Raw genomic sequence first — 25,122 nt, 5'->3', positions numbered from 1 at the left:
ATTCAGCTTACGGGATAACATAATTCATGCTGCAACTGCGTAATATCTCGCACCTGCGGAGACGGTTTCACAGGGCATGACAGCGGCTAAGCCCCGGATTTTGGTCAAGGCAACACAGTTTTCGACACTGTTGGTTTGACTTGCGCGCTGGCCTTGATGCAAACATACTTTAGCAAGGCCGAAAACAACGCCCGGGAACAACGGGCCGGACGGCCGATGGCATAGCGTCGGGCATCAATCCCGTCGGGCCGGAAAAAACGCCTTGGCCGTTAGGGAGGAAAACAACGTGTCGGCGACTTCGTATCGATTCATCATTGCGGACGACCATCCCCTTTTCCGCGGCGCGTTGCGCCAGACACTTGAGACCCAATATCCTCAATCCAAGATCGAAGAAGCCGGCGCGCTGGAAGATGTGACCGCAAAGCTTGAAAATGATGGTGAGGTTGACCTTGTCCTGCTGGATTTGACCATGCCGGGCATGCGCGGCTTTTCAGGACTGATGTACCTTCGGGCGCAGTATTCAAGCGTTCCCGTGGTTGTGGTGTCCGCCAATGAAGAGCCTCAAGCCATCCGGCGCGCAATCGAGTTCGGCGCTGCCGGGTTCATTCCCAAATCCCACGGCATTGACGTCATCCGTCAGGCAATCTCTGAGGTCATGGACGGCAACATGCGGACCCCGCCGGATGTGGATCTCGGAGCGGATGACGGGGCAGGTGATCTGGTTCAAAGGCTTGGAACACTGACACCGCAGCAGGTGCGTGTTCTGATGATGCTGTCTGAAGGCTTGCTGAACAAGCAGATTGCCTACGAGCTGTCCGTATCGGAAGCCACCGTCAAAGCTCATGTGTCCGCTATCCTTCAGAAACTCGGGGTTGAAAGCAGGACCCAGGCAGTGATTGCCGCCTCCAAGATCGAAGCCGGTCAATGGCAAATCGGCGGGGAAACGGCGGAGACGGCCAGCGCTTGATACGTCCTCTAACGGCAGGGAACAGGGCATACCTCACTGTAACCCCTGTCGGTTTTGACTATACTCAAAAAGTAAATCTATGGTTGCAACGTGACGCTAGCGTCAGTGTATCCGCATCATTAACGACGTTCCCAGTCTTAAGTGTGGACATCGCTGTTGATTACCTGTCACCTGCATAATCCCACGCCCGCTTTTACGGTACCTTCAGAGAATAGGGGTAATTTCCTCCCCCAGCGGATGTGCACCGCATGTAGGTAAGTCAGTAGTCAAGCGGAGGCATAATGCGGCTGAATGCCCATTGGGGGCTGATTTTTCAGACAATTTTGCGTGCGATTGTGTCTCCGGGAGATACTCATTTGCCCAAGGCCTACAAGGCATGGGGCAAACAAGTAGGTACCAAGACGGCATCGCCCGAGCGCGCTCTGCTGCGTGCCTTTGGGTACCCTGTTGTCGACGAGTACCTGTCGGGCCGTGTGCGCGCCGCGCAGGTCGCGAGCATCGCACGGAACACCGCGTTCAACATCCTAGCCAACATTGTCAATGTGCTGGTTGTGGTCCCTGTCTTTCTCACCTTTTTGCCGGCCGTCTATGTGCTGGTGTGGGCGGGCGCTGTTCTCACGCTGATCGGGCTGATGGCCTACAGCCGGCACCGGACCCGCAAGAACAAGATCGAAATCGCTTCACGCAGAGCGCTCACCAAAACGGTCCAAAGAGCGACTATGCTGAGTTCGCTATGGGCGGCCGTTCCGCTGTCAGCCTTTTATGTCGGCGATCCGGTCGGCGTTCTTGTGGCTGCCTGTGTGACAACCGGAATGCTCTGCGGCGGGGGGTTTACCCTGTCGACTGTCCCGCAAGCTGCCATCCGCTGGGTCGTTTTGCTTTACGTCGCCGCCGTCGCCTCCTTGCTGATTCATTCCGGCCCGGGCATGTATACCCTGATGTTCCTGCTCACTAGCTACACATGCGCGGTGATCGGAAGTATCACGGCCGCAGCCTGGCTCTTCGCCTCCCATTTTCTCGCAGAATCCGAGCTCGAACAGCGCGGAAATCTGATTGCCCTGCTGCTCAACGAATATGAGGAAAAGACCAGCGACTGGATTTGGGAAACAGACAGTTCGGGAAACTTCCGGAACATTTCAGACCGGTTCGTCGCTGCCAGCGGACGCACGCTCACGCAACTCAAAGCGATGCGAATGGTCGATCTTGGATACTCCTTGGATGATACCAAAGCGCGCGCGGCGTTGCGCAAGCTGCAGGACGCGGTGAATGCCCGTGAACCTTTCCGGGAGATTGTCATTGGGCTCAATGTCAACAACGATACAAAGGTGGTGGTCTTTGGCAGCACAGCCAGTTTACGACAACCACGGATCTTTCAGCGGATATCGCGGTGTGGCCTCGGATGTGACCGATGCTCATCGCGCCAACGCTCTGATCACTCATATGGCAGAACACGATTCCCTGACCGGTCTCGGCAACCGCAGCTGGTTCCTGAACCATGCGGAACGCCGCTTAAATGACCAGAAGCGCACCGGGGAAACGAGCCTGACGCTTTTCCTGATCGATCTCGATAACTTCAAGGTTGTAAACGATACCAGCGGCCATCCGGCCGGTGACGAGTTGTTGCGCCAAGTCGCTGAGCGTTTCCGGGAAATCAGTGAAGGTAAGGTTTCGCTGGCGCGGTTCGGAGGCGATGAGTTCGCCGCTCTTGGACGCTTCACATCGGACCAGGCCGCTGCGGACTTTGCCGACGAACTGGTGACCACGGCCCGGCGGCCTTTCCGGATTGGTAGCCGCGATTTCGCCATCGGGGCAACCGTTGGATACACGCGTCGTCAAAATGCGAGCGACTCTGTCGACGATCTGATGCGGAAAGCAGACATTGCGCTCTACCGGGCCAAGGAAAGCGGCCGCGGTCGGGCAATCGCGTTCGAACAGCAGATGGAACGGGAGGTGCGCGAGCGCCGGCTACTTGAGGCGGACCTTCGAGAAGCTTTTGAATTCCAGAAGCTGTCCATCGAGTTTCAGCCGATTGTCGAGGCACGGTCGGGTAAGGTCGCCTCCAGCGAGGTTCTGGTACGTTGGGACCACCCGACACGAGGCGAAATCCCGCCTGATGTCTTCATTCCAATTGCCGAGCATGCCGGCCTGATCCTGCCGCTTGGAGACTGGGTGCTGGAGCGCGCCTGCAGCGTTGCCGCAACGGTTCCGGAGTTGAACAGTGTTGCGGTCAACCTGTCACCGGTTCAGTTCCTGGAGCCAAATCTGGTCGACAACATCGCAAGCATCTTGGAAAGGACGGGGTTTCCGGCGGAACGGCTTGTTCTTGAAATCACCGAATCCGTTTTTCTCAAGGACGTAGGGTCGGCAACTGACAAGCTTCAGCAGCTGCGGGATCTCGGTATTAAGATTTCCCTGGACGATTTCGGAACCGGCTATTCGTCACTGTCCTATCTGCGCCAACACCGGTTCGACAAGATCAAGATCGACAAGTCATTCGTGGCTGAAATCGGTGAACGCAGCGACGGTCTCGCCATTATCTCAGCTGTCATCGCGCTGGCACATAACCTCGGGCTCGAAGTAACAGCCGAGGGCGTTGAGCGCCAGTTCCAGGTTGACGCCCTTCGCACGCTGGGCTGCGACATGATGCAGGGCTATTATTTCGGTAGGCCCGACCCCAATCCCATGCAGATCACAAACATCAGCAAGGAAGATTGGGAAGAACGGTCGCCGAGTACGGCCCCGCGGAACCCGAACCTGCGATCTGTTTCCTAGAGCATCGGGCGTTTTGTTTTAAACGCTCAAGGATGCTCGGCCACTTCACAATCGTTCAGCTTCGGATGGCAAATCGATCCCGATGTTCCGCCCGCTCATCTGACCGGCAGAAATCCCTGAATTCAGGACATTGATCGCGCTTCGGCAGCACCGGAGATGGCACTACTTGCTCCGGCATCCGTGCATTGAACCGTATGTCACTTTTGCGGGCGAGGGGCGGGCTATTGCTGCGGCGCTACTCGGCTGCCTGCGGGCCGGAATGGCACCGGCTCAAATGCGCGCGCAAGGACGCCGGTTTCACGGGCTTGTTGAAGAGGGTGATGTCCTTCTCCGCAGCTGCGGTCCGCACCGCACGGCTGCGGTCGGCGGTAATCAGCAAGGCCGGAATATGCGCGCCGAATTTCCAGCGCAGATGAACAATTGCCTCTATGCCAGTGCTGTGATCGAGATGATAATCGGCAAGGATGACATCCGGCGAAAAACCGGTTTCGTTCACTAACGTAGCGGCTTCTATTGCGTCTGACGCGGTCACCACCCTGCAATTCCAATTCGTCAGAAGATGATGCATACCGGACAAGATATCCGGTTCGTTATCGATGGCCACCACGCACAACCCGTCAAGCTGCCCGGCAATTGCGGGTGTCTTAGTCTTGGGCAGTCGGTCGGGCAATGCCGCCGAACGCGGCAGTTCGACGGAGAAGCAGGAGCCCTTGTTGCGGCTTGACCGCAGCTTTACCGGGTGCGCAAGAACATGGCTGATGCGTTCAACAATGGACAATCCCAAGCCAAGCCCCTTGGCCATCCGCATCCCATCATCCAGCCGATGGAACTCCTCGAAAATGATCTTCTGTTTGGCAGGGGCGATGCCCATGCCGGTGTCATGAACTTCAACCTGTACCTTGTTCCCCTGAAGGCGGCAGCCGAGCAGAACCTTGCCATGTTCGGTGTATTTGATGGCGTTGGAGACAAGGTTCTGTAGCAGACGGCGGAGCAGCCGGCGGTCACTGCGCACGGAGGCAGAGGTCGGCACGACGCGGAAGTCGAGACCCTTTTCCATCGCAACGGGGCGAAACTCGAGCTCTATGCCGCGCAGCAATTCATCGAGGTGGAAGACGGTTTGCTCCGGCTTCAGGGCACCGGTGTCGAGGCGCGAGATATCAAGAACGGCGCCCAGGATGTCTTCCACCGACTCAAGGGCTGATTCCACGTTGCTGGCCAGCGTGGCATTCTCACCTTCGCAGGCTTTGTCCACGAGCACTGACGCATAGAGCCGGGCAGCGTTGAGCGGTTGCAGAATGTCGTGGCCGGCAGCGGCCAGGAACCGCGTCTTGCCGATATTGGCCTCTTCTGCGGCCCTTGTGGCCTCGACCAGCCGTTCATTGACATGCGTCAGTTCTTCCGTCCGCTCACGCACCCGCCGTTCGAGGGTTTCGTTCGCCTTGGCCAGTGCGGCCTCGGCTGCGACACGCTCCGTGATATCGGTATAGGTCGTTACGATGCCGCCGCCTGGCATCGGACTGATCCGGACCTCCAGCACAAGCCCGCTCGAGGTCATGTATTCCTGGAAAGTCTCCTGGCGGATCACGAGCTTCTCGATCCGGTCGGCGACTATCGCCTCGACGGGACCCGCACCATGCTCGCCGCGTTCTGCGTTGAACCGTATGATCGTGTCCAGCTGCGTGCCGACCTGGCCATACTCTGCCGGCAAGCCCAGCAGATCCCGGAATTGCCGGTTCCAGCAGATCAGCCTGAGATCGCTGTCAAAGACGCCGATCCCTTGCCGGACCTGGTTAAGCGCGGTCTGCAGCAGATCCCGGTTGTGCTGGATCGCCGCCGATGCGTCATCCAGCAACTTGACCGCCGCCTTGGCCGAAGGATCATAGCGCTTCAGCATCAAGGTAAGGACGAGCCTCGAAGAAGCCGCGCCAATCGCGCTTGCCAGGAGCTGTTCGGAAAACCTCAAGAGTCCGGCATCGGCCTGAACGCCGGGTTCAAGCACAATCCCGCGCTCGCGTGCATAGCGTTGAAACGAGCGGTCCGTGCGTTCTTCGCCGAGATAGCGGGCGACCGTTGCCTGAAGATCACCGGCGGTGGCAGTCGTCCGCCAGAAACGCAAATGGGGGGCCGGTGTCAGTTCGGCAGGCACGAAGACATTCGCTTGCAGCGTTTCAGCGGGAAGCGGTTTGCGCACAAATGATCCGCCGATAAAGAAGACGATGTTGGTTCCAAGGCTCCATAGGACGCCGTGGATGAAAGGATCGCCCTGGAAGCCAAGCAGGGCCTGAGGGTTCAGCAGTTCGATGCCAAAAGGTCCCGTTGTCAGGATGGCATCGGAAAACAAGCCGGACTGCGCGAAAGTCGGCAAAAGCAGTGTGTAGGCCCAAACAAGAAAACCGCTGCTCAAACCGGCAAGGGCGCCAACAGCCGTTGCCCGCCGCCAGAAAAGTGCACCGATAAAGGCTGGTCCGAATTGGGCAATCGCGGCAAACGATAACAAGCCGATAGAAACAAGCGCGGCGGTGTCGCCGGCTGCCTGATAATAGGCATAGGCCAGCAGCAGAATGCCAAAGATGGCAAGGCGCCGGATTGTCAGAAGGCGGCGGCTCATATCCCGTCCGCCCGCGTTGATAAGATCCTCTTCCTTGTGGCGGCGCAGAAGCAACGGGACGACAATGTCGTTGGAGATCATGATCGCAAGGGCAACAGTTGCGACGATAACCATTGCCGTTGCGGCCGACAGGCCGCCGATAAAGGCAAAAAGGGCCAGCCAGTGCTGACCGGCGTCAATGGGCAGCGCCAGAACGAAAGTGTCCGGATTGATATCCTCCCCAAACCTCAAGAGCCCTGCCGCGGCGATGGGGATGACAAACAGGTTGATCAGCACGAGGTAGACGGGAAACAGCCAAACGGCGCGGCGCAGTTCCGTGTCCGAATTGTTTTCCGTCACTGTCACATGGAATTGGCGTGGCAGCAGCAAGACCGCAAAGGCCGAGAGCACAGACATGACCAGCCAGTTGCTGTAGTTGAGCGGGGCTTCAAAGACTTCAGCGACCTCTGGGGCCTCCGTAATTGACCGGATGAGGTCGAACGGCCCGTCAAACATGGCGTATGTGACCCAAATGCCGACCGCAAGGAACGCGACCAGCTTGACCACCGCTTCAGCTGCAATCGCCAGCATGAGGCCTTCCTGGTGTTCGGTCGCATCAATATGGCGGGTCCCGAAGGCCCAGCTGAAGATGGCCATGCCAAGGGCAATCATCAGCGTGATGTCGTCAAATATCACCGTAAAGGGCGCGATGGAGAGGATCATTGGCCCGACCATGGTGGTGATCGATAAAGAGACGGCTTTGAGCTGGAGAGCAATGTAAGGAATGACGCCGATCACGGCGATGAGCGTTGCCAGGGCTGCGACCGACTGGCTTTTGCCGTAACGCGCACCAATAAAATCGGCGACCGAGGTGATGCTCTCCGCCTTGGAAATCTGGATCATGCGCTTGAGGAGCGGGTATCCGAACGCAAAGACGAGGAGCGGCCCGATATAGATCGTCAGAAACTCTGCGCCGGTCCGGCTGGCATTGCCGACAGATCCGAAGAAGGTCCAGGATGTGCAGTAGACGGATAGGGAAAGCGCATAGATGAAAGGCCTTCCGCTATTGCGCGGCAGGCCCCGCCGCGGAATGCGGTCGCCATAACTGGCGATTGCAAACAGCAGAAGGATGTAGGCCATCGCGACCAATATCACGATCCATCCGTGCAACATGACCCGGCGGATTTACCTCCCGATTAGCGCCGACGCCGTCACACCTTCGCCGGAGAGTAGGGGCCAAAACCCCATTCCACGGGTGCGCGCCGTTCTGTTTGGATGATCCGACCATAGCAAGGCGTATCTGTCTATTCGCCTTGCGAAGGGGGTTTGGAGGCACGCAATGACACCAGTACCCGCAAAGATCAATCTCCGTGAAGATGGCTTCACAGGCTTTCATGACACATTTCCTGCGAACGGTTGTATGGTCCGCCGGGACCAGAAGGGTAGAGGGTGCTGATGTCACGATTGTTCGACAGTTTGAGCCGGGAAGCCCGCAATGCACCGGAAAGCGGCATTGTGGAAGTGTTCAACGCCGGTTGGGGCCGCGATGATCTTATTCCGCTATGGGCAGGTGAGGGCGATTTGCCGACGCCTGATTTCATTTGCGAAGCAGCGAAACAGTCTCTGGACCGCGGAGAAACCTTTTACACCTACCAGCGAGGAATTCCGCAGCTCCGTGAAGCTCTGGCCAGCTATCATCAAGACCTCTACCAAAAGCCGTTTTCGTCAGACCGGTTTTTCGTAACTGGGTCGGGCATGCAATCCATCCAGCTGGCGGTTCAAGCCGTTGCCGGTTCCGGTAGTGAGGTTATTGTCCCGACCCCTGCGTGGCCCAACATCACTGCGGCGGTCAACATCAACGGGGCGCATGCGGTGTGTGTGCCCATGCCTGCCTCCGATCAAGGTTGGGATTTGGACTTGGCGGCAATCGAGGGTGCCATTACACCTTCGACAACAGCGCTTTTCCTGAACTCCCCCTGCAATCCGACCGGCTGGACAGCGACCCGGGATCAACTCGCCGCTGTTTTGGACCTGACCCGCAAACACGGTCTGTGGATCATCGCTGATGAGATTTATGCGCTGTTTTATTACGGAGATGGTGCGCGCGCGCCGTCCTTCTATGACGTCGCTGATGACGATGACCGGATCATTTATGTGAACTCCATGTCGAAGAATTGGGCCATGACCGGCTGGCGGCTGGGATGGATCTCGGCGCCGCCGGTGCTTGGCCAGGTCATTGAAAGCCTCATCCAATATTCGACTTCAGGTGTTCCGAGTTTCTCCCAATGGGGTGCGATTGCTGCGTTGAAGGATGGAAGCGAATTCCTTGCCAGCCAGATGGAGCGCGCGCGAACCGGCCGGGAAACGGTCGTTCGCGGCCTTCAGGAACTCAACAGGGTCCGGCTTGTGCCGCCAGAAGGCGCTTTTTACCTTTTCTTTGAGATCGATGGCGTGACCGACACCCGTCAGTTTGCGCTTGACCTTGTGCGCCAGACCGGTGTCGGACTGGCCCCTGGAACAGCCTTCGGGGCGGGCGGAGAGCCATATCTTCGGCTGTGTTATGCACGCCGCAAGGATCATCTTGAAGAAGCGGTTCACAGAATTAGCGGTTGGTTGCCAGAGATTTAGCGCACGAATGGGTTGCTGGTATACGTGAAAGTCCGTAAACCTTGAGTGGACGCGATTTCCATTTGAGGAAGAGATGGCCGAAGACGGTGTCATAGACCGGGACCAGGACGAAAGCACGGGCGTATCCGAAGCACGGCTCGCCAGCGTGTTCGACACCGCAGCAGACGGCATCATTGTGATCAACGACCGCTGTCAGATCCTTGCCTTCAACAAGGCTTGCGAGCGGTTGTTTGGCTACGAAGCAACTGAGCTGCTTGGGCAAAACGTCGCCCGTATCATGCCCGCAAGTTATGCCTCAGCGCATGATCAGTATGTTCACAACTATCTGACCACCGGACACAAGAAGATCATCGGTATTGGCCGGGAAGTCCGTGGCCGGCACAAGGATGGGGCAGAGTTTCCGGTCGAGTTATCCGTTGGCGAGGCGGCAACGCCTTGCGGCCGCCAGTTTATTGGCATTCTCCGGGATTTGCGTCCGCGCAAGCAGATAGAAGACAGTTTGGCCAAAACCCAGGCCCAGCTGCTGCATATGACCCGGATCAGTGCGCTTGACGAAATGGGAGCGGCGATCGCGCACGAGCTCAATCAGCCGCTAACCGCGGTTCTTTTGTATCTTCAGTCTGCCTCGCGCAAGGCCAAAACCGACGCCGCGCTTGATCCCCTCATCCTGGACATCATGGACAAGGCGGTCAGGGAAGCGGAGCGCGCGAGCGAGATTATTCAGCGCATGCGCAGCCTGGTTGAGAAAAAGGCACCGGAGCGCCAATCGATCTACGTGGCCGAGTTGGTAAAAACCTGCGTTGAAATGGCGGAACTAGGGACGGTTGATAAAGCGGGCATGATCCGGATGGAGGTGGAACGCTCTCTACCGCCATTGCAAGCGGACCCGGTGCAGATACGCCAGATCCTGATCAACTTGCTCCGAAACGCCCGTGAGGCCGTGACTGATGTTGCCGAGCCAGCGGTCGTTCTCGCCGTCTCGCAGGGCGATGATACCATCGAGTTCCGCATCCAGGACAACGGGCCGGGGGTGCCGCCGCATCTGGTGGACGGACTGTTCAAGGCATTTACTAGAATGAAGCACAAGGGCGTGGGACTGGGACTGGCGATTTCCCGCTCAATTGCGCAAAATCATGGGGGCGATCTTAGATTGGAGACGACACAGGCTGGAAAAGGCGCGTCTTTTCTGTTGTCCCTCCCGGTTCATGATCCTGCCGGTCGGCACCATGATGACCACAGCTCTATGACACTGACAGGAACAATAGGAACCGAACGAGATGAAAGCTGAAGCGGAGGCCATTTACATTGTTGATGACGACCCTGCCGTTCGGGACGCCCTCTCAGTCCTGTTCAGCATGGAGGGCTATGTTGTCGAAACATTTTCCGATGGCGACGAGTTCGTAAAGTCCGCCAGCAAGTCGGCACCGGCATGTGTCATGCTCGATGTTCATATGCCCGGGCGGTCCGGCATCGAGATCTTGAAGGCCCTGAACGCCGAACAGTATCCGGCGCCGGTGTTCATCATATCAGGGCAGGGCGATATTCCGATGGCGGTCGAGGCCATCCGGAACGGTGCGTTCGATTTCATTGAAAAACCTTTTTCCGCCGATGCGGTCCTGGAACGCGTCCGGGACAGTCTGACTGCGATGAAGAAGCGGAATGCCGTCCCCCAGGTGGATCCGTCCTTCAAGGGATCCGAACTGCTGACCCGGCGCGAACACGAAGTTCTGACCCAGATCACCGATGGCGCTTCCAACAAGGAGGCCGGACGGACCTTGGGAATCAGCCCGCGCACGGTCGAAGTTCACAGGGCCCGTATCATGGAAAAGCTTGGAGCGCGAAACGCTGCCGACCTTGTCCGCATCGTCCTGGGGCATGGCGCCGGAGCATAACTACGTATTTCCCTTATGCGTAGTGATGCGAGGAGCGTAGTTTTGCGTACATCTGGAGTGGCCGGGTTGACGTATAGTCCTAGGTGAAATGCGGATGCGTTCCGCTCTCTATGGACAAATACGTGATGATCCACATCATCGAAGACGATCCGGCTGTTGCGGACGCGTTGGCAATCGCGTTGAGCGACCTTGACTACCGTACGGAAGTTTACCGCGATGGCGAGACGTTTTTGAACGAAGCCATCGTCTCAGACAGCGATTTCGTGATCATCGACTTGGGGCTTCCCGGTATGAGCGGCGCGGATGTCATATCGCATTTGCAATCTCAAGACCGGTCTCCAAGGGTTATTGTCATCTCCGGCAGCCCGCACAAACGCTTGTTGCGCCAATTGAAGGGCATTCAGTCCTTGACCATCCTCCGCAAACCTTTGTCGATGGAAATGATCAGCGAAGCCATCCGCTGAGCCGGTGCGGCCCGAAGGCTATGTAGTTCCGCTTACGCAGTCGACCGAATTACGCCCGCGCCGAACCCTGTCTAAGCTTCATGCCAGATCTTGCAAACGTCGGACGGGACGATTTGCAATGACGGAACAAAGGTTTGCCTCTCTCTGCAGCGGCGCGATGACCTTTGCGGAATGCGTGCAGTCAGGGAAGCCTTGGCTGCGCTAAAGGAGGTACAAATGGCATATCTTGAAGCGGACGCACTTGGCTATGGTGCAGGCAACCTCAACCGCACAGCTCCAGTTTGCGAAACAAACAAGACCGGCTTCGCGGCTTTCGGTGGCAAGGCGACCCATCACGATTCCCATACCGTAATCTACTATGAAGGTGATCCCGCCAAACGGCTTTATGAGCTCGTCAAGGGAACGGTGATGCTCTACAAGCTGCTGCCGGATGGGCGCCGCCAGGTGGTTGAAGTGCTTCAGTCCGGCGACATTTTCGGATTGTCGAGTGGGTCGGAAAACGATTGTACAGCTGAAACGCTGGTCGAAGCCGAGGTGAGTGAGATCGACCTGAAACAGGTCGAAGCCTCTGCCGATCTTCAGCGCCTTCTGACAAAATGCCTGACCAATCAGATGCATGTCCTCCACGAGCATGCTGTCTTGCTTGGCCGTAAATCCGCTGTCGAGCGCGTTGCAAGCTTCCTGATGCACCTCGTCCCGGAAAGAGGCGGCCCAGGCTGTCCTGGTCCGCGCGGAGAGGCAGACGACGGCTTTGATCTTCAGTTGCACATGACCCGCCAGGAGATCGCGGATTACCTCGGCCTTACGATCGAGACCGTGAGCCGTGTCGTGTCCGACCTGAAGCGCCGGGGCATTATCCGTGTCGACCGTGCCGACAAGATCCACCTGAACAAGGTCTGCGGGCTGTGTCAGATGACAGGCATGCACTGATCCCGCGCTTGCGATTTAAGGGAAAGCCGCGGCTCTGACCGCGGTTTTTTTGTTTTCAAGCCGCGTCAGCAAAAATATGAAAAAACAACTTGAGCCGGACCTAGGGGCCTAGCTTAAAGCGGTTTGCCAGGAGGTATTCATGGACAAAAAACTCCCGGATGAAAGTCTTTTGACAGCCGCGGAATGCGGTGCCCGGACCGGGCTTTCAATCAAGACCTTGCGTCTTTACGAAACGCACGGATTGGTCGCTCCCAAACGGACCGAGAAGAACTGGCGGTTATACGATACGGACGACATAGTTCGCTTGAACGAAGTCATGTTCTTGAAGCGGCTCGGACTGAGTCTGTCCCGGATTGCGGAGCTCTTGTCCGGCCAACGCACGGATCTGGGACGGCTTCTGGAGCTCCAGGCCGAAGTGCTCCGGGAGCAAAGCGCACAGGTTGAGAACAGTCTGCAACTCATCACGCGTTTGCAGGCCAAGGCGCAGGATGGAAGAGGTTTGTCCATGGAAGATCTCCTTAAGCTCGCAAAGGAGACCCAAATGAGCGAAACACGCGACGAAATTGCTTGGAAGCGCTATGAGCAGGCCCGCCCGCGCACCGAAATCGACCCGCCGGTCAGCAGCTATCCCGACTATGTTGGCGACTATCAGTTTGACGACGGGATCGCTGCAACTATCCGCATCCAGGACGGGGTGTTGATTGCCGAAGTTCTCGGCCAGCCCGCGCTGGAGCTTTTTCCGGAAGCCCCGGACCAGTTCTTCCTGAAAGTCGTTCCGGCGCAAATCACCTTCCAGCGGGATGAACATGGTGACGTTCAGTATGCCGTGCTTCACCAGGGCGGATATGACCTGAAAGCAAAGCGTTGTGAACCGGGAACGTTTGAACGCTGCCGCAAAAACATGAAGGCGCGGGTCGAAGCCTGCGAAGCGCAGCCGGAGAGTGAACAGCGGCTGTTGAAGGTGATCAACGATCACGTGAACGGCACGATTGACTACGCGGACTACAGTCCGATCCTCGGCTCGCTTGTGCGGGAGCAGTCCGTCATGGTGCGGAAGGAGCTGCAGCGGCTGGGGCCGCTTCACTCGATGACATTCCGCGGCGTTGGCTCGGACGGTTTCGATCTTTTTGTGGTCGACTTCAGGGACGGGCGTCTTGAATGGGGGCTGTCTCATGGCACGGACGGACGCATCAACGGGCTGTATTTGAGGCCTGCGCCATGCGACGTCGTTTGAGCCTGGTCCTGACGGCTCTCAACTGGTGAGGATATCAAAGTCCGACGGCTGTCTTCTTTAGGGGAAAGCGCATGAAGCTGGATCCGGCTTTCGCTGCCTGAAGTCAAAGATTTCAGCGCAAAAGCCGGATTAGTTCGAACTTTCTTGGATGCGACACGCCTTAGACAGCCGCCGAGTGGCGCACCTTGCCTTCCGCCATGCTGGCAGCCAGGTAGCTGTCGAATGCCGCTGCCGCGAGCCGGACATAGGGGCGGCCGCTTTCGGTCACGTCAATTCTTGTGCTGCCGGTGTTCTGGGCATTGACCTCAACCAGGCCGTCCTCCTCAAGTTCGCGCAGCGCTCCTATGGATTGGCTGAGATCCGAAAGGTCCATTCCATGTATCTTGCAGGCCTGCCCGAGATCGCTTGTGTAGTTCGTCATCAAGTCTTCGATGATCTGGCCCCTCAGCCGGTCGTCAGCCGACAGGGCGAGCCCCTTGGAAACCGGCAGGTTTCCAGCTTCTACCGCCCGGCGCCAACCGCCAACATCCGGCATGTTCTGGATGTAGCCATTGGTGAGTTTGCCGATTGAGGAAACGCCGAACCCGAGGAGCTGCTCGCCCTGATCGGTGGTGTAGCCCTGGAAGTTCCGCTTCAGGGAGCCGTCTGCAAGCGCGACCGCCATACTGTCGGACGGATTTGCAAAATGGTCGAGACCGATGGAGACATACCCGGCCTCCAGCAGTGCCTCACGCGCCACATCGGCTAATTCCAGACGTTCGGCGGCCGCCGGCAGCAGGGACACATCGATCAGGTTCTGGTGTTTGCGGATCCACGGAACATGGGCGTATCCGAACAGCGCGATGCGCCCGGGCGCTAGATCCAGGGTCTTTTCGACGGTTTCCAGGATTGTTTTGCGGTTTTGCCCTGGAAGGCCGTACATCAGGTCAAAATTGAGGGCATCAATTCCAGCTGCCCGCAAATGCTCTGACGCGGCCTTAACCACTGGATATGGCTGCACGCGGCCAATTGCTTTTTGAACACCGGTATCGAAGTCCTGGACACCCAAGCTGGCCCGGTTGATGCCAATTGTGGCAAGCGTGTCAGCAAGGTCAGCCGACACCAGACGCGGGTCGAGCTCCATCGCATGTTCCACTGCCTCGTCCACATTGAAGAGGACGCGCAGGAGGCCTGTGAGATCAATCAGGCTCTGCCGGGGCAACATGCTGGGTGTACCGCCACCCCAGTGAATATGACGGACCTTTCCTGCGCTGTGGATGTGCCGCACGGTGAGGTCGATCTCTTGCGCAAGGGTCTTTGCATAGGTCAGCAGAGGCGCATCCTTGCGCGTTGCCTTGGTATGGCAGCCGCAATAGTGACACAGCTCCCGGCAATAGGGCACGTGCAGATAAAGGGACAAACTGTCCTTATCGGAAATGTTGCCCAGCCAGTCCGCGTAAATCTCCGAAGTCACACCACTGTGGAAGTGCGGAGCTGTCGGATAACTTGTGTAGCGCGGTACGTTGCGCATGGCATAAGAGAGTGTGTCGGTCATGACCTGGATCTTGACCACGTGATTTGGATGGCGCTTTGATCCTGCTCAAGGCCGGGCGATGTTTGATAAGATTTAGATCCGGTCTTGCTTGACGGAGGAATGATGGCAGCATCTGAACGGTACCGGCTGCACGGATCACCCGACAGCGCCAATCTTGTTGTCCGGATGGTATTGGAGGAGATTGGCGCTCCCTACGACTACATTGCTGTCGACCGTTTGTCGGCAGAGCAAAAGTCGCCCGCCTACCGGAAACTGAACCCGCAAGGATTGATCCCGGTGCTTGAGGTGCCCGGCCAGGCAGAGCCGATGTTTGAGACAGGCGCCATCATTTTGCATCTAGCGGACCGTCACGAACGGCTGGCGCCTGCACCTGCTGCGCCTGATCGCGGTGCTTTTTTGAAATGGCTGTTCTTCATCTCCAACACGTTGCATGCGGAACTGCGGATCGCCTTCAACCCGGGCCGCTATCTTAGCGACGGTACGGCGCGGGCGGACCTTTCCACCGTCCTGATTGACCGGGCAACGGAAGGCTTCAAACACCTGGACATGGCGATCGGGAAATCCGGAGGCCCGTTCTTGCTGGGCGCTGATATCAGCGTGATTGACATCTATGCGGCAGCTTGTGCCCGCTGGGCTCAGATATACGGGCTCTTGGGGGTATGGCGGCCCGTTCCTCAAAGCGGGTTTTGCAACATGCTGCATCTATTGGAGAGCCGTCCGGCAATCGGCCGGGCCTGCACAAAGGAGCAAATCCCAGGCCTGCCTTTTACCGCGGCAGAGGGGTTGTCCGTACCCGGTGTGACCGGGTAACGGAAAATCGTCAGGTTGATTGATGCAATCAATCATGCCTGCGTTCGGGATGATGGCTATAACGGCTCTGATTTCACTCCGGCAGCGGTCTTTGTTTCTGTGTCCAGTGTTCCTGCGCGGTTGGCGCTTACTCTTTTAATTGCAACTCTCGGCGGCGGATCCTTCGCGTTCCTGGGGCTCCCGGCTGCGTGGCTTTCCGGGGCGATGGTTTTTGTGGCGGTGGCCACCTTGTCCGGCGTTCGGACAGTTATGCCAGACCGGGTCAGGGACGGCATCTTCGTCCTGCTCGGCACCTCCATGGGAAGTGGTGTCCGTCCGGAGGTTCTGGAGCGGGTGTGGGAATGGCCGGTGTCCATGGCGCTTCTCGTTGTGGTGGTCGTGCTGGTGACACTTGCTGGCTATGTGGTGCTGCATGGGGCTGCAAAATGGCCAAGGGAAACGGCATTTTTTGGTGCGATCCCAGGGGCGCTTGCCTATGTGATTGCTTTGGCGACGGACCGCGGAGCAGACCTACCGAAAATCGCCTCCAGCCAGTCACTGCGGTTGTTTATTCTCGTCGCGGTTTTGCCCTTTGCCGTGGTGTCGTCCAACGGCACGGGAGCGGGGATGGCCGTTGTCAGAGAAGAGGGAGCGTTCCTGGATCTTTTGCTTGGGGTTCCCTTGTGCCTGGCGGCAAGCTGGCTCGCGCAGCGGGTAGGGGTTCCGGGCGGATGGATGACCGGCGCGTTTTTTATGAGTGCCGGCCTGAATGCCTCCGGGATATTGACGCTTGTCTTGCCGGAATATCTCTTGCTCCCGTCCTTTATGGCGGTCGGCGCCATGATCGGCTGCCGGTTCTCCGCCATGACGTTCCGCGAATTCGCCAGCGTGCTTGGAGCCTCGGCGGGCGCCTTTGCGGCGGCCTTCATGACATCGCTTGCAGGGGCAGGGCTTGTGTCTTTCCTGATCGGAATCCCCTTTGGCCAGGCCTTGCTGGCTTATGCGCCAGGTGGCTTGGAGGTCATGACGCTGCTCGCCTTCATGCTGGACCTGGATCCCGCCTTTGTTGCGGCCCACCAGATTGTCCGGTTCACCGGTATGGTGCTGCTGCTGCCGTTCCTGACGCGCTGGGTGCTCGGGCCGCGGCCTTCAGCCGGTATCTCTGCCCGCTAAAACCGGCTTAAGAGCATCGGGCGTTTGGCCGGAAACGCCCAAAATGCTCGACCGGTCAATAGCCGATCGGCTTCGGGCGGCAAGCCCATCCCGGCCTAACCCCCGCTGATCGAGAAGCGCAAAAGAGCGGGCCCCGCTGGTGCCGTGTGGCCCCCTGTGACAATCCGCCCACAGCTTCAACCCGCCGCCTTCCGGTGGTCTTGACATGGATCAACGCGGCCCAGGGGGAGTCGTGCACAAGGTCATGCCATCGTTGGCACCTTGTAACGATTTGAAAGACTGGGGCGCTAAAAATGGCACAACAAAAGACCGGCATGGTCTCGCTCGAGGAAGGCGGCTTCGCTATCTTCCTCGTGCTACTGGCTTTTGCCTGCCTTATCGTGGCAGGCAAGACCTTTGATCAGGTCATGGCATTTCACATGAGCATCGGCGCGCTTCTCGCCGCTGTCAGTGTGTTTTTAATATTCAAGAAATACTTCGACGACGGTGGGGAAGTGATCCCGGCTGAAGTCGATGGCAAACCCAACTACAATTTCGGACCGGTGAAATTCGCCGCCATAGCAGCAATGTTCTGGGGCATTGCCGGATTTACGGTTGGTCTGGTCATCGCGCTCCAGCTTGCATGGCCGGCACTGAACTTCGACCTGCCATGGACCAATTTCGGCCGTTTGCGCCCCTTGCACACCTCCGCGGTGATTTTCGCGTTTGGCGGCAACGTGCTTCTGGCGACCTCGATGTATGTCGTCCAGCGGACCTGCCGCGCGCGGATGCCGGGCAAGATCCTGCCTTGGTTTGTTGTCCTGGGCTACAATGCCTTCATCCTGATTGCGGGCACCGGATATCTGCTTGGGGCCACGCAGGGCAAGGAATACGCTGAGCCGGAATGGTATGCCGATCTGTGGCTGACCATTGTCTGGGTGTTCTACCTTCTGCTGTTCCTCGGCACGATCTGGAGACGCAAAGAGCCGCATATCTATGTGGCCAACTGGTTCTACCTTGCCTTCATCGTGACCGTCGCGGTTCTGCACATCACAAACAACCTGACCATTCCGGTGTCGATCTATTCGACCCAGTCGGTCATCGTTTGGGCCGGTGTTCAAGATGCAATGGTTCAGTGGTGGTACGGCCATAACGCGGTGGGCTTCTTCCTGACCGCCGGCTTCCTGGCCATCATGTACTACTTCATCCCGAAACGGGCAGAACGGCCGGTTTACTCCTACCGTCTGTCGATCGTGCACTTCTGGGCACTGATCTTCATCTATATCTGGGCCGGTCCGCACCACCTCCATTACACGGCTCTGCCGCAATGGGCTTCAACGCTGGGCGCGACCTTCTCGATCATCCTCTGGATGCCGTCCTGGGGTGGCATGATCAACGGGCTGATGACCCTGTCGGGTGCCTGGGACAAGCTGCGCACCGATCCGGTTCTGCGGATGATGGTCGTCTCCGTTGCCTTCTACGGCATGTCCACCTTCGAAGGGCCCTTGATGTCCCTGCGGGCTGTGAACTCTCTGTCGCACTACACCGACTGGACAATCGGCCACGTACACTCCGGCGCACTCGGCTGGGTTGGTTACATCTCCTTCGGCGCGCTCTACTGCCTCGTTCCGTGGCTGTGGAACAAGAAGAGCCTGTACTCGCTGAAGCTGGTCGACTGGCACTTCTGGGTCTCCACAATCGGCATCGTTCTCTACATCACCGCAATGTGGGTGTCCGGGATCATGCAGGGCCTGATGTGGCGTGCCTACGACAACCTTGGCTTCCTGGAATACTCTTTCGTGGAAACAGTCGAGGCGATGCATCCCTTCTACATCATCCGTGCTCTTGGCGGTGCGCTCTTCGTGATCGGCGCCTTGATCATGGCCTACAATCTCTGGATGACCGTCCGTCATGGCGAGGCTGAAGAAGCCGATGCCGCGCCGGCTGGCTCCCTGGCTCCGGCCGAATAAGGGGAGGGACGAAAATGTCTGTTTGGAAAAAACACGAAGTCTTTGAGAAGAACTCGATCATCCTTGTGATTGGTATTCTCGTGGCCATATCTGTCGGTGGCCTGGTTGAGATCGCTCCACTTTTCTATCTGAAGAGCACGATCGAAAAGACCGAAGGAATGCGGCCTTATACGCCGCTGGAGCTCGCGGGCCGCGAGATCTACATCCGGGAGGGGTGCTATACGTGCCACTCCCAGATGATCCGTCCGATGCGCGACGAGCTGGAGCGCTACGGCCACTTCTCGCTGGCAGCGGAATCTATGTATGATCACCCGTTCCAGTGGGGGTCGAAACGGACCGGTCCTGACCTGGCCCGGGTTGGAGGCAAGTACTCTGATGACTGGCACGTGGAACACCTGATCAATCCACGCTCTCTTGTTCCAGCATCCATCATGCCCGGGTATCCGTTCCTCGCGGAGAACGAGCTGTTCACCCGTGACATTCAGGGGCATGTCAGCGCCAATATGGTGGTTGGTGTTCCCTACACGGATGCGCAGTACGAATTTGCCGTCTCCGATGCCATCGGCCAGGCGTCTCCGGACACCGATGCGGCCTATGAATTCGAAGAGCGTTGGCCGGACTCAGCGGTTCGCGACTTTGACGGCAATCCCCGCAAGGTCACCGAGATGGATGCGCTTGTCGCCTATCTTCAGGTGCTCGGAACCATGGTCGACTTCTCGATCTACGACAACAAAGCCAACCTGAGGTAACTGCGATGAACGAGACATACTCCGCCCTCGCGGCCTTCGCGCAAACCGGTGGCCTTATCTACTTCATGATCCTGTTTGGCATCGTTCTGGCCTACGCCTTGTGGCCGAAGAACCGCGAAAAGTTCGACGATGCCGCCCAGATCCCGTTCCGGGAGGACTGACCCATGGCTGATACACACAAGAAGGACGTCGACCAGATTTCCGGTGTCGAAACCACTGGTCATGAATGGGATGGTCTGAAGGAACTCAACAATCCCCTGCCGAAATGGTGGCTGTACCTGTTCTATGCCACCATCGTTTGGGCCGTGATTTACTGGGTGCTCTATCCGTCCTGGCCTTTGGTTTCCAGTTACACGACAGGTGTTCTGGGATCCAGCCAGCGAGCGGAAGCCCTCGCAGCCCTTGAAGAAGGGATTGCCGGGCGGTCCGAATTCGCGGACAAGGTTGTTGCAACACCGCTGGAAGAGATTTCCCAGGATGCGGAATTGCTCCGGTTCGCCATGGCGAACGGCCAGGCAGCCTTCGGCGACAACTGCGCACCCTGCCACGGGGCCGGCGGAAACGGATTTGAAGGCTATCCGAATCTGCAGGACGACACCTGGATCTGGGGCGGTACGATGGACGACATCCATACAACACTGCTTTACGGAATCCGGGTCGACAACGACAATGCGCGGTTCGGCGAAATGCCGGCCTATGGTCGCGATGAAATCTTCAGCAAAGAGGAAATCGACCAGGTCGCCAATTATGTCGCCTCCCGGACAGGGCTGGAAACCGATGAGGGGGCCGATCTGGCAGCCGGGGAAACCCTCTATGTGGACAACTGCGCAGCCTGTCATGGCGATAACCTGGAAGGGATCCAGGAACTAGGTGCGCCGAGCCTGATGTCAGCGAACTACCTCTATGGCAAGTCGCTGGATGCCATCAAGGCACAGATCACCAACCCGCGGAACGGCGTCATGCCGGCCTGGGAAGGCCGTCTTGATGAAGCGACCATCAAATCGCTCACGGTTTATGTCCACTCCTTCGGGGGCGGGCAGTAATCAACCGGTTTCGGTGCGACAAAAACGCCGAAACCGGACCCGATTTGATCCGGCGCAAAGTGTCATGCTTTGCGCCGGTTTATTTTTGTCCTTGTGCAGCCAGGCAATGGCCGCGCAAGGCAGACTTAAAGATCCTATTGGGGCAGGGTCTTGTGACAAAGGACGGACGGTATGTCGACCGACACCGAGACGCATGAGGGCGATCACCCTGAAGAGTGGTTTGCGTCCGCAAAGAAAATCTACCCCATGGCAACCCATGGCCTGTTCCGCAGGATCAAATGGGGTTTGCTGTTTGTTACGCTTGGGATCTATTACTTCCTTCCGTTTGTCCGCTACGACCGTGGACCAAACGCTCCCAACCAGGCCGTTCTGGTGGATATCGAAAATACCCGCGGGTACTTTTTCTTTATCGAGATCTGGCCGCAGGAAGTCTATTACCTCACCGGTCTGTTGATCATTGCAGCGGTCACGCTGTTCCTGATGAATGCCGTCGCCGGGCGGATCTGGTGCGGATACCTTTGCCCGCAGACCGTTTGGACGGATTTGTTCTTGTGGGTGGAGCGCCAGATAGAGGGCGACCGCCGGGAACGTATTGTTCTGGACAATCAGCCATGGTCCTTCAGCAAGGTTCGCAAACGCGCCACCAAGCACTTCTTCTGGCTGATGATTGCCTGGTGGACCGGTGGCGCCTGGGTGCTCTACTTCAATGATGCGCCGACGCTGGTCTGGCAGCTCCTAACGTTCCAGGCGCCTCTGGCCGCCTATACCTGGATCGCGATCCTGACCTCCACGACTTATCTGCTGGCCGGTTTCATGCGTGAACAGGTCTGCATCTACATGTGTCCCTGGCCGCGCATCCAAGCAGCGCTGACCGATGAAAAGGCGCTGAATGTCACCTACCGGTGGGACCGCGGTGAACCCAGAGGGTCGTTGAAAGAAAACAAGAAACTGGAAGCGCAGGGGCTCCCGGCCGGGGACTGCATCGATTGCCACCAGTGTTTTCATGTCTGTCCGACAGGTGTCGATATCCGGAAGGGTATTCAGCTGGATTGCATTCAGTGCGGTCTTTGCATCGATGCCTGCGACAACGTGATGATGAAAGTCGGAAAACCGACCGGCTTGATCGGATACGATACCGATGAAAACATCGAACGCCGGATCGAAGGCAAGGAACCGGTTTACGAGATCGTTCGCGTCCGTACGGTCATCTATGCCGCGATTATCGCTGTTGTCGGTGCAATCATGCTGTTTGTGCTCATCAATCGCGACTTCGCCGACATAAGTGTTCTTCATGACCGCAATCCGGTGTTTGTCGAACAGTCAGATGGGTCTGTCCGCAACGGCTACACAGTGCGCCTGTCCAACAAGCGCCGTCATGAACGCAGTTTCATGCTGCATGTCGAAGGCATGCCGCCCAACACGCTTGTCGAGGCTGTCGGCGTGGATGCGATATTTGCCGGACGCCCGATCATCAGCGTGGGTCCAGACACGACCCGCGAAGTCCGCATCCTCGTGACCTCGCCGCATTGGGAAAAAATGCCCCACTCGACACCGGTGACCTTCCGGATCACCGAAAGCGTCATGGGCGAGGTGATCACGGCGAAGGACACATTCAAGGCGCCGGGGGACCGGTAAGGAGGAAAAATGGCAACCATTCAAACGCACATGAAAGACCCGAAAGCGATCACCGGCAAAACCGTTCTGGTCTGGCTGTTAAGCTTCTTTGCCGTCGTTTTCACCGCGAATGCGATCTTCATCTACCTGGCGCTCGGATCCTTTCCGGGCGTTGCGGTGGAAAGCTCCTATGAAGCCGGTCAGTCTTACAATCAGGAAATTGCTGCGGCTGCAGAACAGCACAAGCTGAATTGGCAGATTGGCAGTGTTCTTGAGCGGACAAATGCTGAAGCAGGACGCCTTCTGGTGACGGCAGCGGACGCGGACGGGGCGCCGCTTTACGGCGTGGCCGTCTCCGCCGTCCTTCAGCATCCAGCCCAGCAGACAGCCGATATCGACATTGTTCTGACGGCCGACGGCGGCGGGCGCTACATCGCCGATCTTGACCGTCTCCCGGCAGGCAATTGGAACCTAGTGCTTGTGATTGAGCAAGATGGCATGCGCAAATTCAAATCCGAAAACCGCGTGTTTGTGAAGGAATAGGGGGCAAGCGGTGACGGTCCATCAGCGCGATTGGCAGGCATTTGTCACGGAAGGCAAGGACGGCGCCGTCCATATGGATCTGGCGGTCGACGGCATCACATGCGCGGCCTGTATGGGCGAGATCGAGCGTGGCCTGAAACGTCTTCCCGGCATCCGCCTTGCCCGGGTGAACCTCACCAGCCAGCGACTTGCCGTGGATTGGGTCGAAGACCAGACCGGCGCAGACGAGATCGTCGCCGAATTGGACCGCCTCGGATACACCGCTCACCCATTTGATCCGGCCAGCCAGAAAGACCGGCTCGACAAGACAGGAAAACAGCTCCTGCGGGCTTTAGCGGTTTCCGGGTTCGCCGGTATGAACATCATGCTGCTGTCGGTGTCCGTGTGGTCTGGAAATGCGACTGACATCACGCCGGAGACACGCGACTTTTTCCATTGGCTTTCAGCCTTGATCGCGATCCCGACTGTCGTCTATTCCGGCCAGCCGTTCTTCAAAAGTGCTGCGCGTGCGTTATCTTCGGGCCGTCTGAACATGGACGTGCCCATCGTGATCGGAATTGGGCTGGCGGTGGCCTTGTCCATAGTTCAAACCATTCAGCATCACCATCATGCCTATTTTGAATCGGCCGTGATGCTGCTGTTTTTCCTTCTTGTCGGCCGGTATCTGGATCACAACATGCGCGGGCGGACCCGCTCATTTGCCGAGAACATTGCTGCGCTGAAAGCGGAAGTGGCGGCCCGCATCGGACCGGACGGCACAGTGCGTGAGGTGCCGCTTTCCAAGATCGCCGCAGGCGACCTCGTGCTTGTGTCCGGTGGTGAGCGTGTTCCCGTTGATGGTGTCATCGAAATGGGGACGTCCGAAATCGACCAGAGCCTGGTGACCGGCGAAAGTCTTCTGGTCCCGGTCAAGCCTGGACACCGGGTCTATGCCGGAACAATGAACGGGGCGGGAGCCTTCCAATTGCGGGTGGAGGCAGCCTCAGGGGCAACGCTTCTGGATGAGGTCAACCGCCTCCTTGAAGCAGCCTCCCAGGCGAAGTCGAAATATGTCCGCATTGCCGATCGCGCGGCCCAGCTTTACGCACCAATCGTTCATGGCGCAGCCGCCCTTACATTTTTGGGGTGGCTTCTTGCCGGGATGAACTGGCAGCCCGCGCTCGTCATTTCAATTTCGGTCTTGATCATTACCTGCCCGTGCGCTCTTGGGCTAGCTGTCCCGGCTGTCCAGGTTGTTGCTTCCGGCCAGCTCTTCCGGCGCGGGATTCTGTTGAATTCGGGCGATGCCATTGAACGGATGGCGGATATTGACACGATCCTGTTCGATAAAACCGGGACCCTGACTAGTGCTGAGACGGCGCTGGCCGGAAAGGTCGATACCAACGACAAGGACCTGATGCTCGCAGCGCGCCTGGCGCTGTCCAGCCGCCATCCTCTTTCAGCGGCCTTGGTGAAGGCGACCGGTGTCCTGGAGCCATTGCCGGATGTAACTGAGGTTGCCGGCGCAGGCCTTGAAACCTATGTGGACGGGCGGCGTTTGCGGGTTGGAAGCCCAGCCTTTTGTGATATTGGCGCAGCTGACGTTGAAGCAGCTTTATCCCGGACAGAGGGATGCTCGCTCCTGGCCTACCGCTATGGGGAACGGGACGGATGTCTGCTGCCATTCCGTCAACAGCTGCGCACGGATGCGGTCGAGGTTATCAATCAGCTTAAGGCAACGGGCTACACGATCGAGATCGTCTCCGGGGATACGTTGCCAGCCGTAAGAGCCTGCGCTGAAACTCTGGATATTGCCGACTGGACGGCCGGTATGAAACCGGCGCAGAAGATTGCCAGGCTTGAAGACCTGCAGGCCAGTGGGCGGAAAGTCCTGATGGTGGGAGATGGTTTGAACGATGCACCGGCGCTGGCGGGCGCGCATGTGTCACTGTCACCCGTGTCCGCAGTCCATCTCAGCCAGGCAGCGGCGGACGCAGTCTTTCTGGGGCATAAATTGCAACCGGTAGCCGACACCTTGAGACTTTCAAAGCGCGCCCGTGCGGCGATTGAACAGAACTTGTGGATCTCAACGATTTACAATGTCATTGCAGTACCAATCGCGGTGGCCGGCTTCGTAACGCCGCTTATGGCAGCGGTTGCCATGTCCGCATCGTCGCTTGCCGTGACGGCCAATGCATTGCGGCTGCGCTGGGGCAGCCAAGCGCCGGAAAAAGGTCACACTGGCGAAACACTAACTGGAGCCAGAGGATAGCCG

At 57.9% G+C, this 25,122-nt stretch carries 20 protein-coding genes; 18 read left to right on the top strand and 2 right to left on the bottom strand.

Features of this window, described 5'->3' with window-relative positions:
- Window positions 1-286 precede the first annotated feature (286 nt).
- The 3 genes from E1180_RS17110 to E1180_RS22275 all read left to right on the top strand — a co-directional run bounded on the left by E1180_RS17110 (window position 287) and on the right by E1180_RS22275 (window position 3,739).
- On the top strand, window positions 287-967 hold the full coding sequence (locus E1180_RS17110) for a response regulator transcription factor (protein ID WP_283404538.1): 681 nt from the start codon (window positions 287-289) through the stop codon (window positions 965-967).
- Between the two features lie 281 nt (window positions 968-1,248).
- Complete coding sequence (locus E1180_RS22280; RefSeq protein ID WP_208997201.1) at window positions 1,249-2,484, top strand: hypothetical protein; 1,236 nt, start codon at window positions 1,249-1,251, stop codon at window positions 2,482-2,484.
- Window positions 2,408-3,739 (top strand): putative bifunctional diguanylate cyclase/phosphodiesterase, encoded by a 1,332-nt coding sequence (locus tag E1180_RS22275; protein WP_208997200.1) that lies wholly within the window; start codon window positions 2,408-2,410, stop codon window positions 3,737-3,739. Before E1180_RS22280 ends, E1180_RS22275 begins: the two co-directional genes overlap by 77 nt.
- 235 nt (window positions 3,740-3,974) lie before the next feature.
- Here the strand turns inward: E1180_RS22275 and E1180_RS17100 are convergent, their stop codons facing one another.
- Complete coding sequence (locus tag E1180_RS17100) at window positions 3,975-7,499, bottom strand: PAS domain-containing hybrid sensor histidine kinase/response regulator (RefSeq protein WP_155192903.1); 3,525 nt, start codon at window positions 7,497-7,499, stop codon at window positions 3,975-3,977.
- A 282-nt stretch (window positions 7,500-7,781) separates the two neighbouring features.
- On the opposite strand from E1180_RS17100, the gene E1180_RS17095 reads away from it, so the two are divergent.
- From E1180_RS17095 to E1180_RS17070, 6 genes are all read left to right on the top strand, one after another.
- A complete protein-coding gene (locus E1180_RS17095) occupies window positions 7,782-8,954 on the top strand; it encodes a pyridoxal phosphate-dependent aminotransferase (RefSeq protein ID WP_155192902.1) in 1,173 nt (390 codons plus the stop codon).
- A gap of 73 nt (window positions 8,955-9,027) precedes the next feature.
- Complete coding sequence (locus tag E1180_RS17090; RefSeq protein ID WP_155192900.1) at window positions 9,028-10,242, top strand: two-component system sensor histidine kinase NtrB; 1,215 nt, start codon at window positions 9,028-9,030, stop codon at window positions 10,240-10,242.
- Complete coding sequence (locus E1180_RS17085) at window positions 10,232-10,846, top strand: response regulator transcription factor (RefSeq protein ID WP_155192898.1); 615 nt, start codon at window positions 10,232-10,234, stop codon at window positions 10,844-10,846. The genes E1180_RS17090 and E1180_RS17085 overlap by 11 nt, the downstream gene beginning before the upstream one ends.
- Before the next feature lie 125 nt (window positions 10,847-10,971).
- Window positions 10,972-11,310 (top strand): response regulator, encoded by a 339-nt coding sequence (locus E1180_RS17080; protein ID WP_208997199.1) that lies wholly within the window; start codon window positions 10,972-10,974, stop codon window positions 11,308-11,310.
- Window positions 11,311-11,526: 216 nt separating this feature from the next.
- Window positions 11,527-12,240: a helix-turn-helix domain-containing protein gene (locus E1180_RS17075; protein WP_155192894.1), complete on the top strand. Its 714-nt coding sequence runs from the start codon at window positions 11,527-11,529 to the stop codon at window positions 12,238-12,240.
- Between the two features lie 139 nt (window positions 12,241-12,379).
- Complete coding sequence (locus E1180_RS17070) at window positions 12,380-13,474, top strand: MerR family transcriptional regulator (protein ID WP_155192892.1); 1,095 nt, start codon at window positions 12,380-12,382, stop codon at window positions 13,472-13,474.
- 160 nt (window positions 13,475-13,634) lie between these two features.
- On the opposite strand, the gene hemN is transcribed toward E1180_RS17070, so the two are convergent.
- Window positions 13,635-15,008 (bottom strand): oxygen-independent coproporphyrinogen III oxidase, encoded by a 1,374-nt coding sequence (gene hemN, locus E1180_RS17065; RefSeq protein ID WP_155192889.1) that lies wholly within the window; start codon window positions 15,006-15,008, stop codon window positions 13,635-13,637.
- A gap of 99 nt (window positions 15,009-15,107) precedes the next feature.
- Here hemN and E1180_RS17060 point away from each other — a divergent pair, with 99 nt between their 5' ends.
- From E1180_RS17060 to E1180_RS17020, 9 genes are all read left to right on the top strand, one after another.
- The gene (locus E1180_RS17060) at window positions 15,108-15,818 is read left to right on the top strand and encodes a glutathione S-transferase family protein (RefSeq protein WP_208997198.1); all 711 of its coding nucleotides are present in this window, start codon (window positions 15,108-15,110) and stop codon (window positions 15,816-15,818) included.
- Window positions 15,819-15,833: 15 nt separating this feature from the next.
- Window positions 15,834-16,970, top strand: a complete 1,137-nt coding sequence (locus E1180_RS17055) for an AbrB family transcriptional regulator (protein ID WP_208997197.1) — start codon at window positions 15,834-15,836, stop codon at window positions 16,968-16,970.
- Window positions 16,971-17,263: 293 nt separating this feature from the next.
- Entirely contained in the window at window positions 17,264-18,919 is a 1,656-nt protein-coding gene (gene ccoN, locus E1180_RS17050) for a cytochrome-c oxidase, cbb3-type subunit I (RefSeq protein ID WP_155192887.1), read from the top strand.
- A gap of 14 nt (window positions 18,920-18,933) precedes the next feature.
- Window positions 18,934-19,668, top strand: a complete 735-nt coding sequence (ccoO, locus tag E1180_RS17045) for a cytochrome-c oxidase, cbb3-type subunit II (RefSeq protein ID WP_155192885.1) — start codon at window positions 18,934-18,936, stop codon at window positions 19,666-19,668.
- A gap of 5 nt (window positions 19,669-19,673) precedes the next feature.
- Window positions 19,674-19,829: a cbb3-type cytochrome c oxidase subunit 3 gene (locus E1180_RS17040; protein ID WP_133947853.1), complete on the top strand. Its 156-nt coding sequence runs from the start codon at window positions 19,674-19,676 to the stop codon at window positions 19,827-19,829.
- A gap of 3 nt (window positions 19,830-19,832) precedes the next feature.
- Window positions 19,833-20,711, top strand: a complete 879-nt coding sequence (gene ccoP / locus E1180_RS17035) for a cytochrome-c oxidase, cbb3-type subunit III (protein WP_155192883.1) — start codon at window positions 19,833-19,835, stop codon at window positions 20,709-20,711.
- Between the two features lie 171 nt (window positions 20,712-20,882).
- Window positions 20,883-22,346: a cytochrome c oxidase accessory protein CcoG gene (ccoG, locus tag E1180_RS17030; protein WP_196220634.1), complete on the top strand. Its 1,464-nt coding sequence runs from the start codon at window positions 20,883-20,885 to the stop codon at window positions 22,344-22,346.
- A gap of 9 nt (window positions 22,347-22,355) precedes the next feature.
- Window positions 22,356-22,868: a FixH family protein gene (locus E1180_RS17025; protein WP_155192881.1), complete on the top strand. Its 513-nt coding sequence runs from the start codon at window positions 22,356-22,358 to the stop codon at window positions 22,866-22,868.
- A gap of 10 nt (window positions 22,869-22,878) precedes the next feature.
- Window positions 22,879-25,119: a heavy metal translocating P-type ATPase gene (locus E1180_RS17020; RefSeq protein ID WP_283404540.1), complete on the top strand. Its 2,241-nt coding sequence runs from the start codon at window positions 22,879-22,881 to the stop codon at window positions 25,117-25,119.
- Window positions 25,120-25,122: the final 3 nt, after the last annotated feature.

Origin of the sequence: Roseibium denhamense, from assembly GCF_009711415.1 — a bacterium.
Lineage (GTDB): Bacteria > Pseudomonadota > Alphaproteobacteria > Rhizobiales > Stappiaceae > Roseibium > Roseibium denhamense.
The sequence above is the reverse complement of the archived record's forward strand: the minus strand, read 5'-3'. Positions and strand labels throughout refer to the sequence as shown.

What these genes read in the sequence shown, in the direction of transcription:
- E1180_RS17080 (WP_208997199.1), top strand. Translation starts at nt 10,972, where the DNA reads ATGATCCACATCATCGAAGACGATCCGGCTGTTGCGGACGCGTTGGCA.
- E1180_RS17025 (WP_155192881.1), top strand. Translation starts at nt 22,356, where the DNA reads ATGGCAACCATTCAAACGCACATGAAAGACCCGAAAGCGATCACCGGC.
- E1180_RS17040 (WP_133947853.1), top strand. Translation starts at nt 19,674, where the DNA reads ATGAACGAGACATACTCCGCCCTCGCGGCCTTCGCGCAAACCGGTGGC.
- E1180_RS22280 (WP_208997201.1), top strand. Translation starts at nt 1,249, where the DNA reads ATGCGGCTGAATGCCCATTGGGGGCTGATTTTTCAGACAATTTTGCGT.
- ccoN (WP_155192887.1), top strand. Translation starts at nt 17,264, where the DNA reads ATGGCACAACAAAAGACCGGCATGGTCTCGCTCGAGGAAGGCGGCTTC.
- E1180_RS17070 (WP_155192892.1), top strand. Translation starts at nt 12,380, where the DNA reads ATGGACAAAAAACTCCCGGATGAAAGTCTTTTGACAGCCGCGGAATGC.
- E1180_RS17075 (WP_155192894.1), top strand. Translation starts at nt 11,527, where the DNA reads ATGGCATATCTTGAAGCGGACGCACTTGGCTATGGTGCAGGCAACCTC.
- ccoO (WP_155192885.1), top strand. Translation starts at nt 18,934, where the DNA reads ATGTCTGTTTGGAAAAAACACGAAGTCTTTGAGAAGAACTCGATCATC.
- E1180_RS17060 (WP_208997198.1), top strand. Translation starts at nt 15,108, where the DNA reads ATGATGGCAGCATCTGAACGGTACCGGCTGCACGGATCACCCGACAGC.
- ccoP (WP_155192883.1), top strand. Translation starts at nt 19,833, where the DNA reads ATGGCTGATACACACAAGAAGGACGTCGACCAGATTTCCGGTGTCGAA.
- E1180_RS17085 (WP_155192898.1), top strand. Translation starts at nt 10,232, where the DNA reads ATGAAAGCTGAAGCGGAGGCCATTTACATTGTTGATGACGACCCTGCC.
- E1180_RS17095 (WP_155192902.1), top strand. Translation starts at nt 7,782, where the DNA reads ATGTCACGATTGTTCGACAGTTTGAGCCGGGAAGCCCGCAATGCACCG.
- hemN (WP_155192889.1), bottom strand. Translation starts at nt 15,008, where the DNA reads ATGACCGACACACTCTCTTATGCCATGCGCAACGTACCGCGCTACACA.
- E1180_RS17090 (WP_155192900.1), top strand. Translation starts at nt 9,028, where the DNA reads ATGGCCGAAGACGGTGTCATAGACCGGGACCAGGACGAAAGCACGGGC.
- E1180_RS17100 (WP_155192903.1), bottom strand. Translation starts at nt 7,499, where the DNA reads ATGTTGCACGGATGGATCGTGATATTGGTCGCGATGGCCTACATCCTT.
- E1180_RS22275 (WP_208997200.1), top strand. Translation starts at nt 2,408, where the DNA reads ATGGCAGAACACGATTCCCTGACCGGTCTCGGCAACCGCAGCTGGTTC.
- ccoG (WP_196220634.1), top strand. Translation starts at nt 20,883, where the DNA reads ATGTCGACCGACACCGAGACGCATGAGGGCGATCACCCTGAAGAGTGG.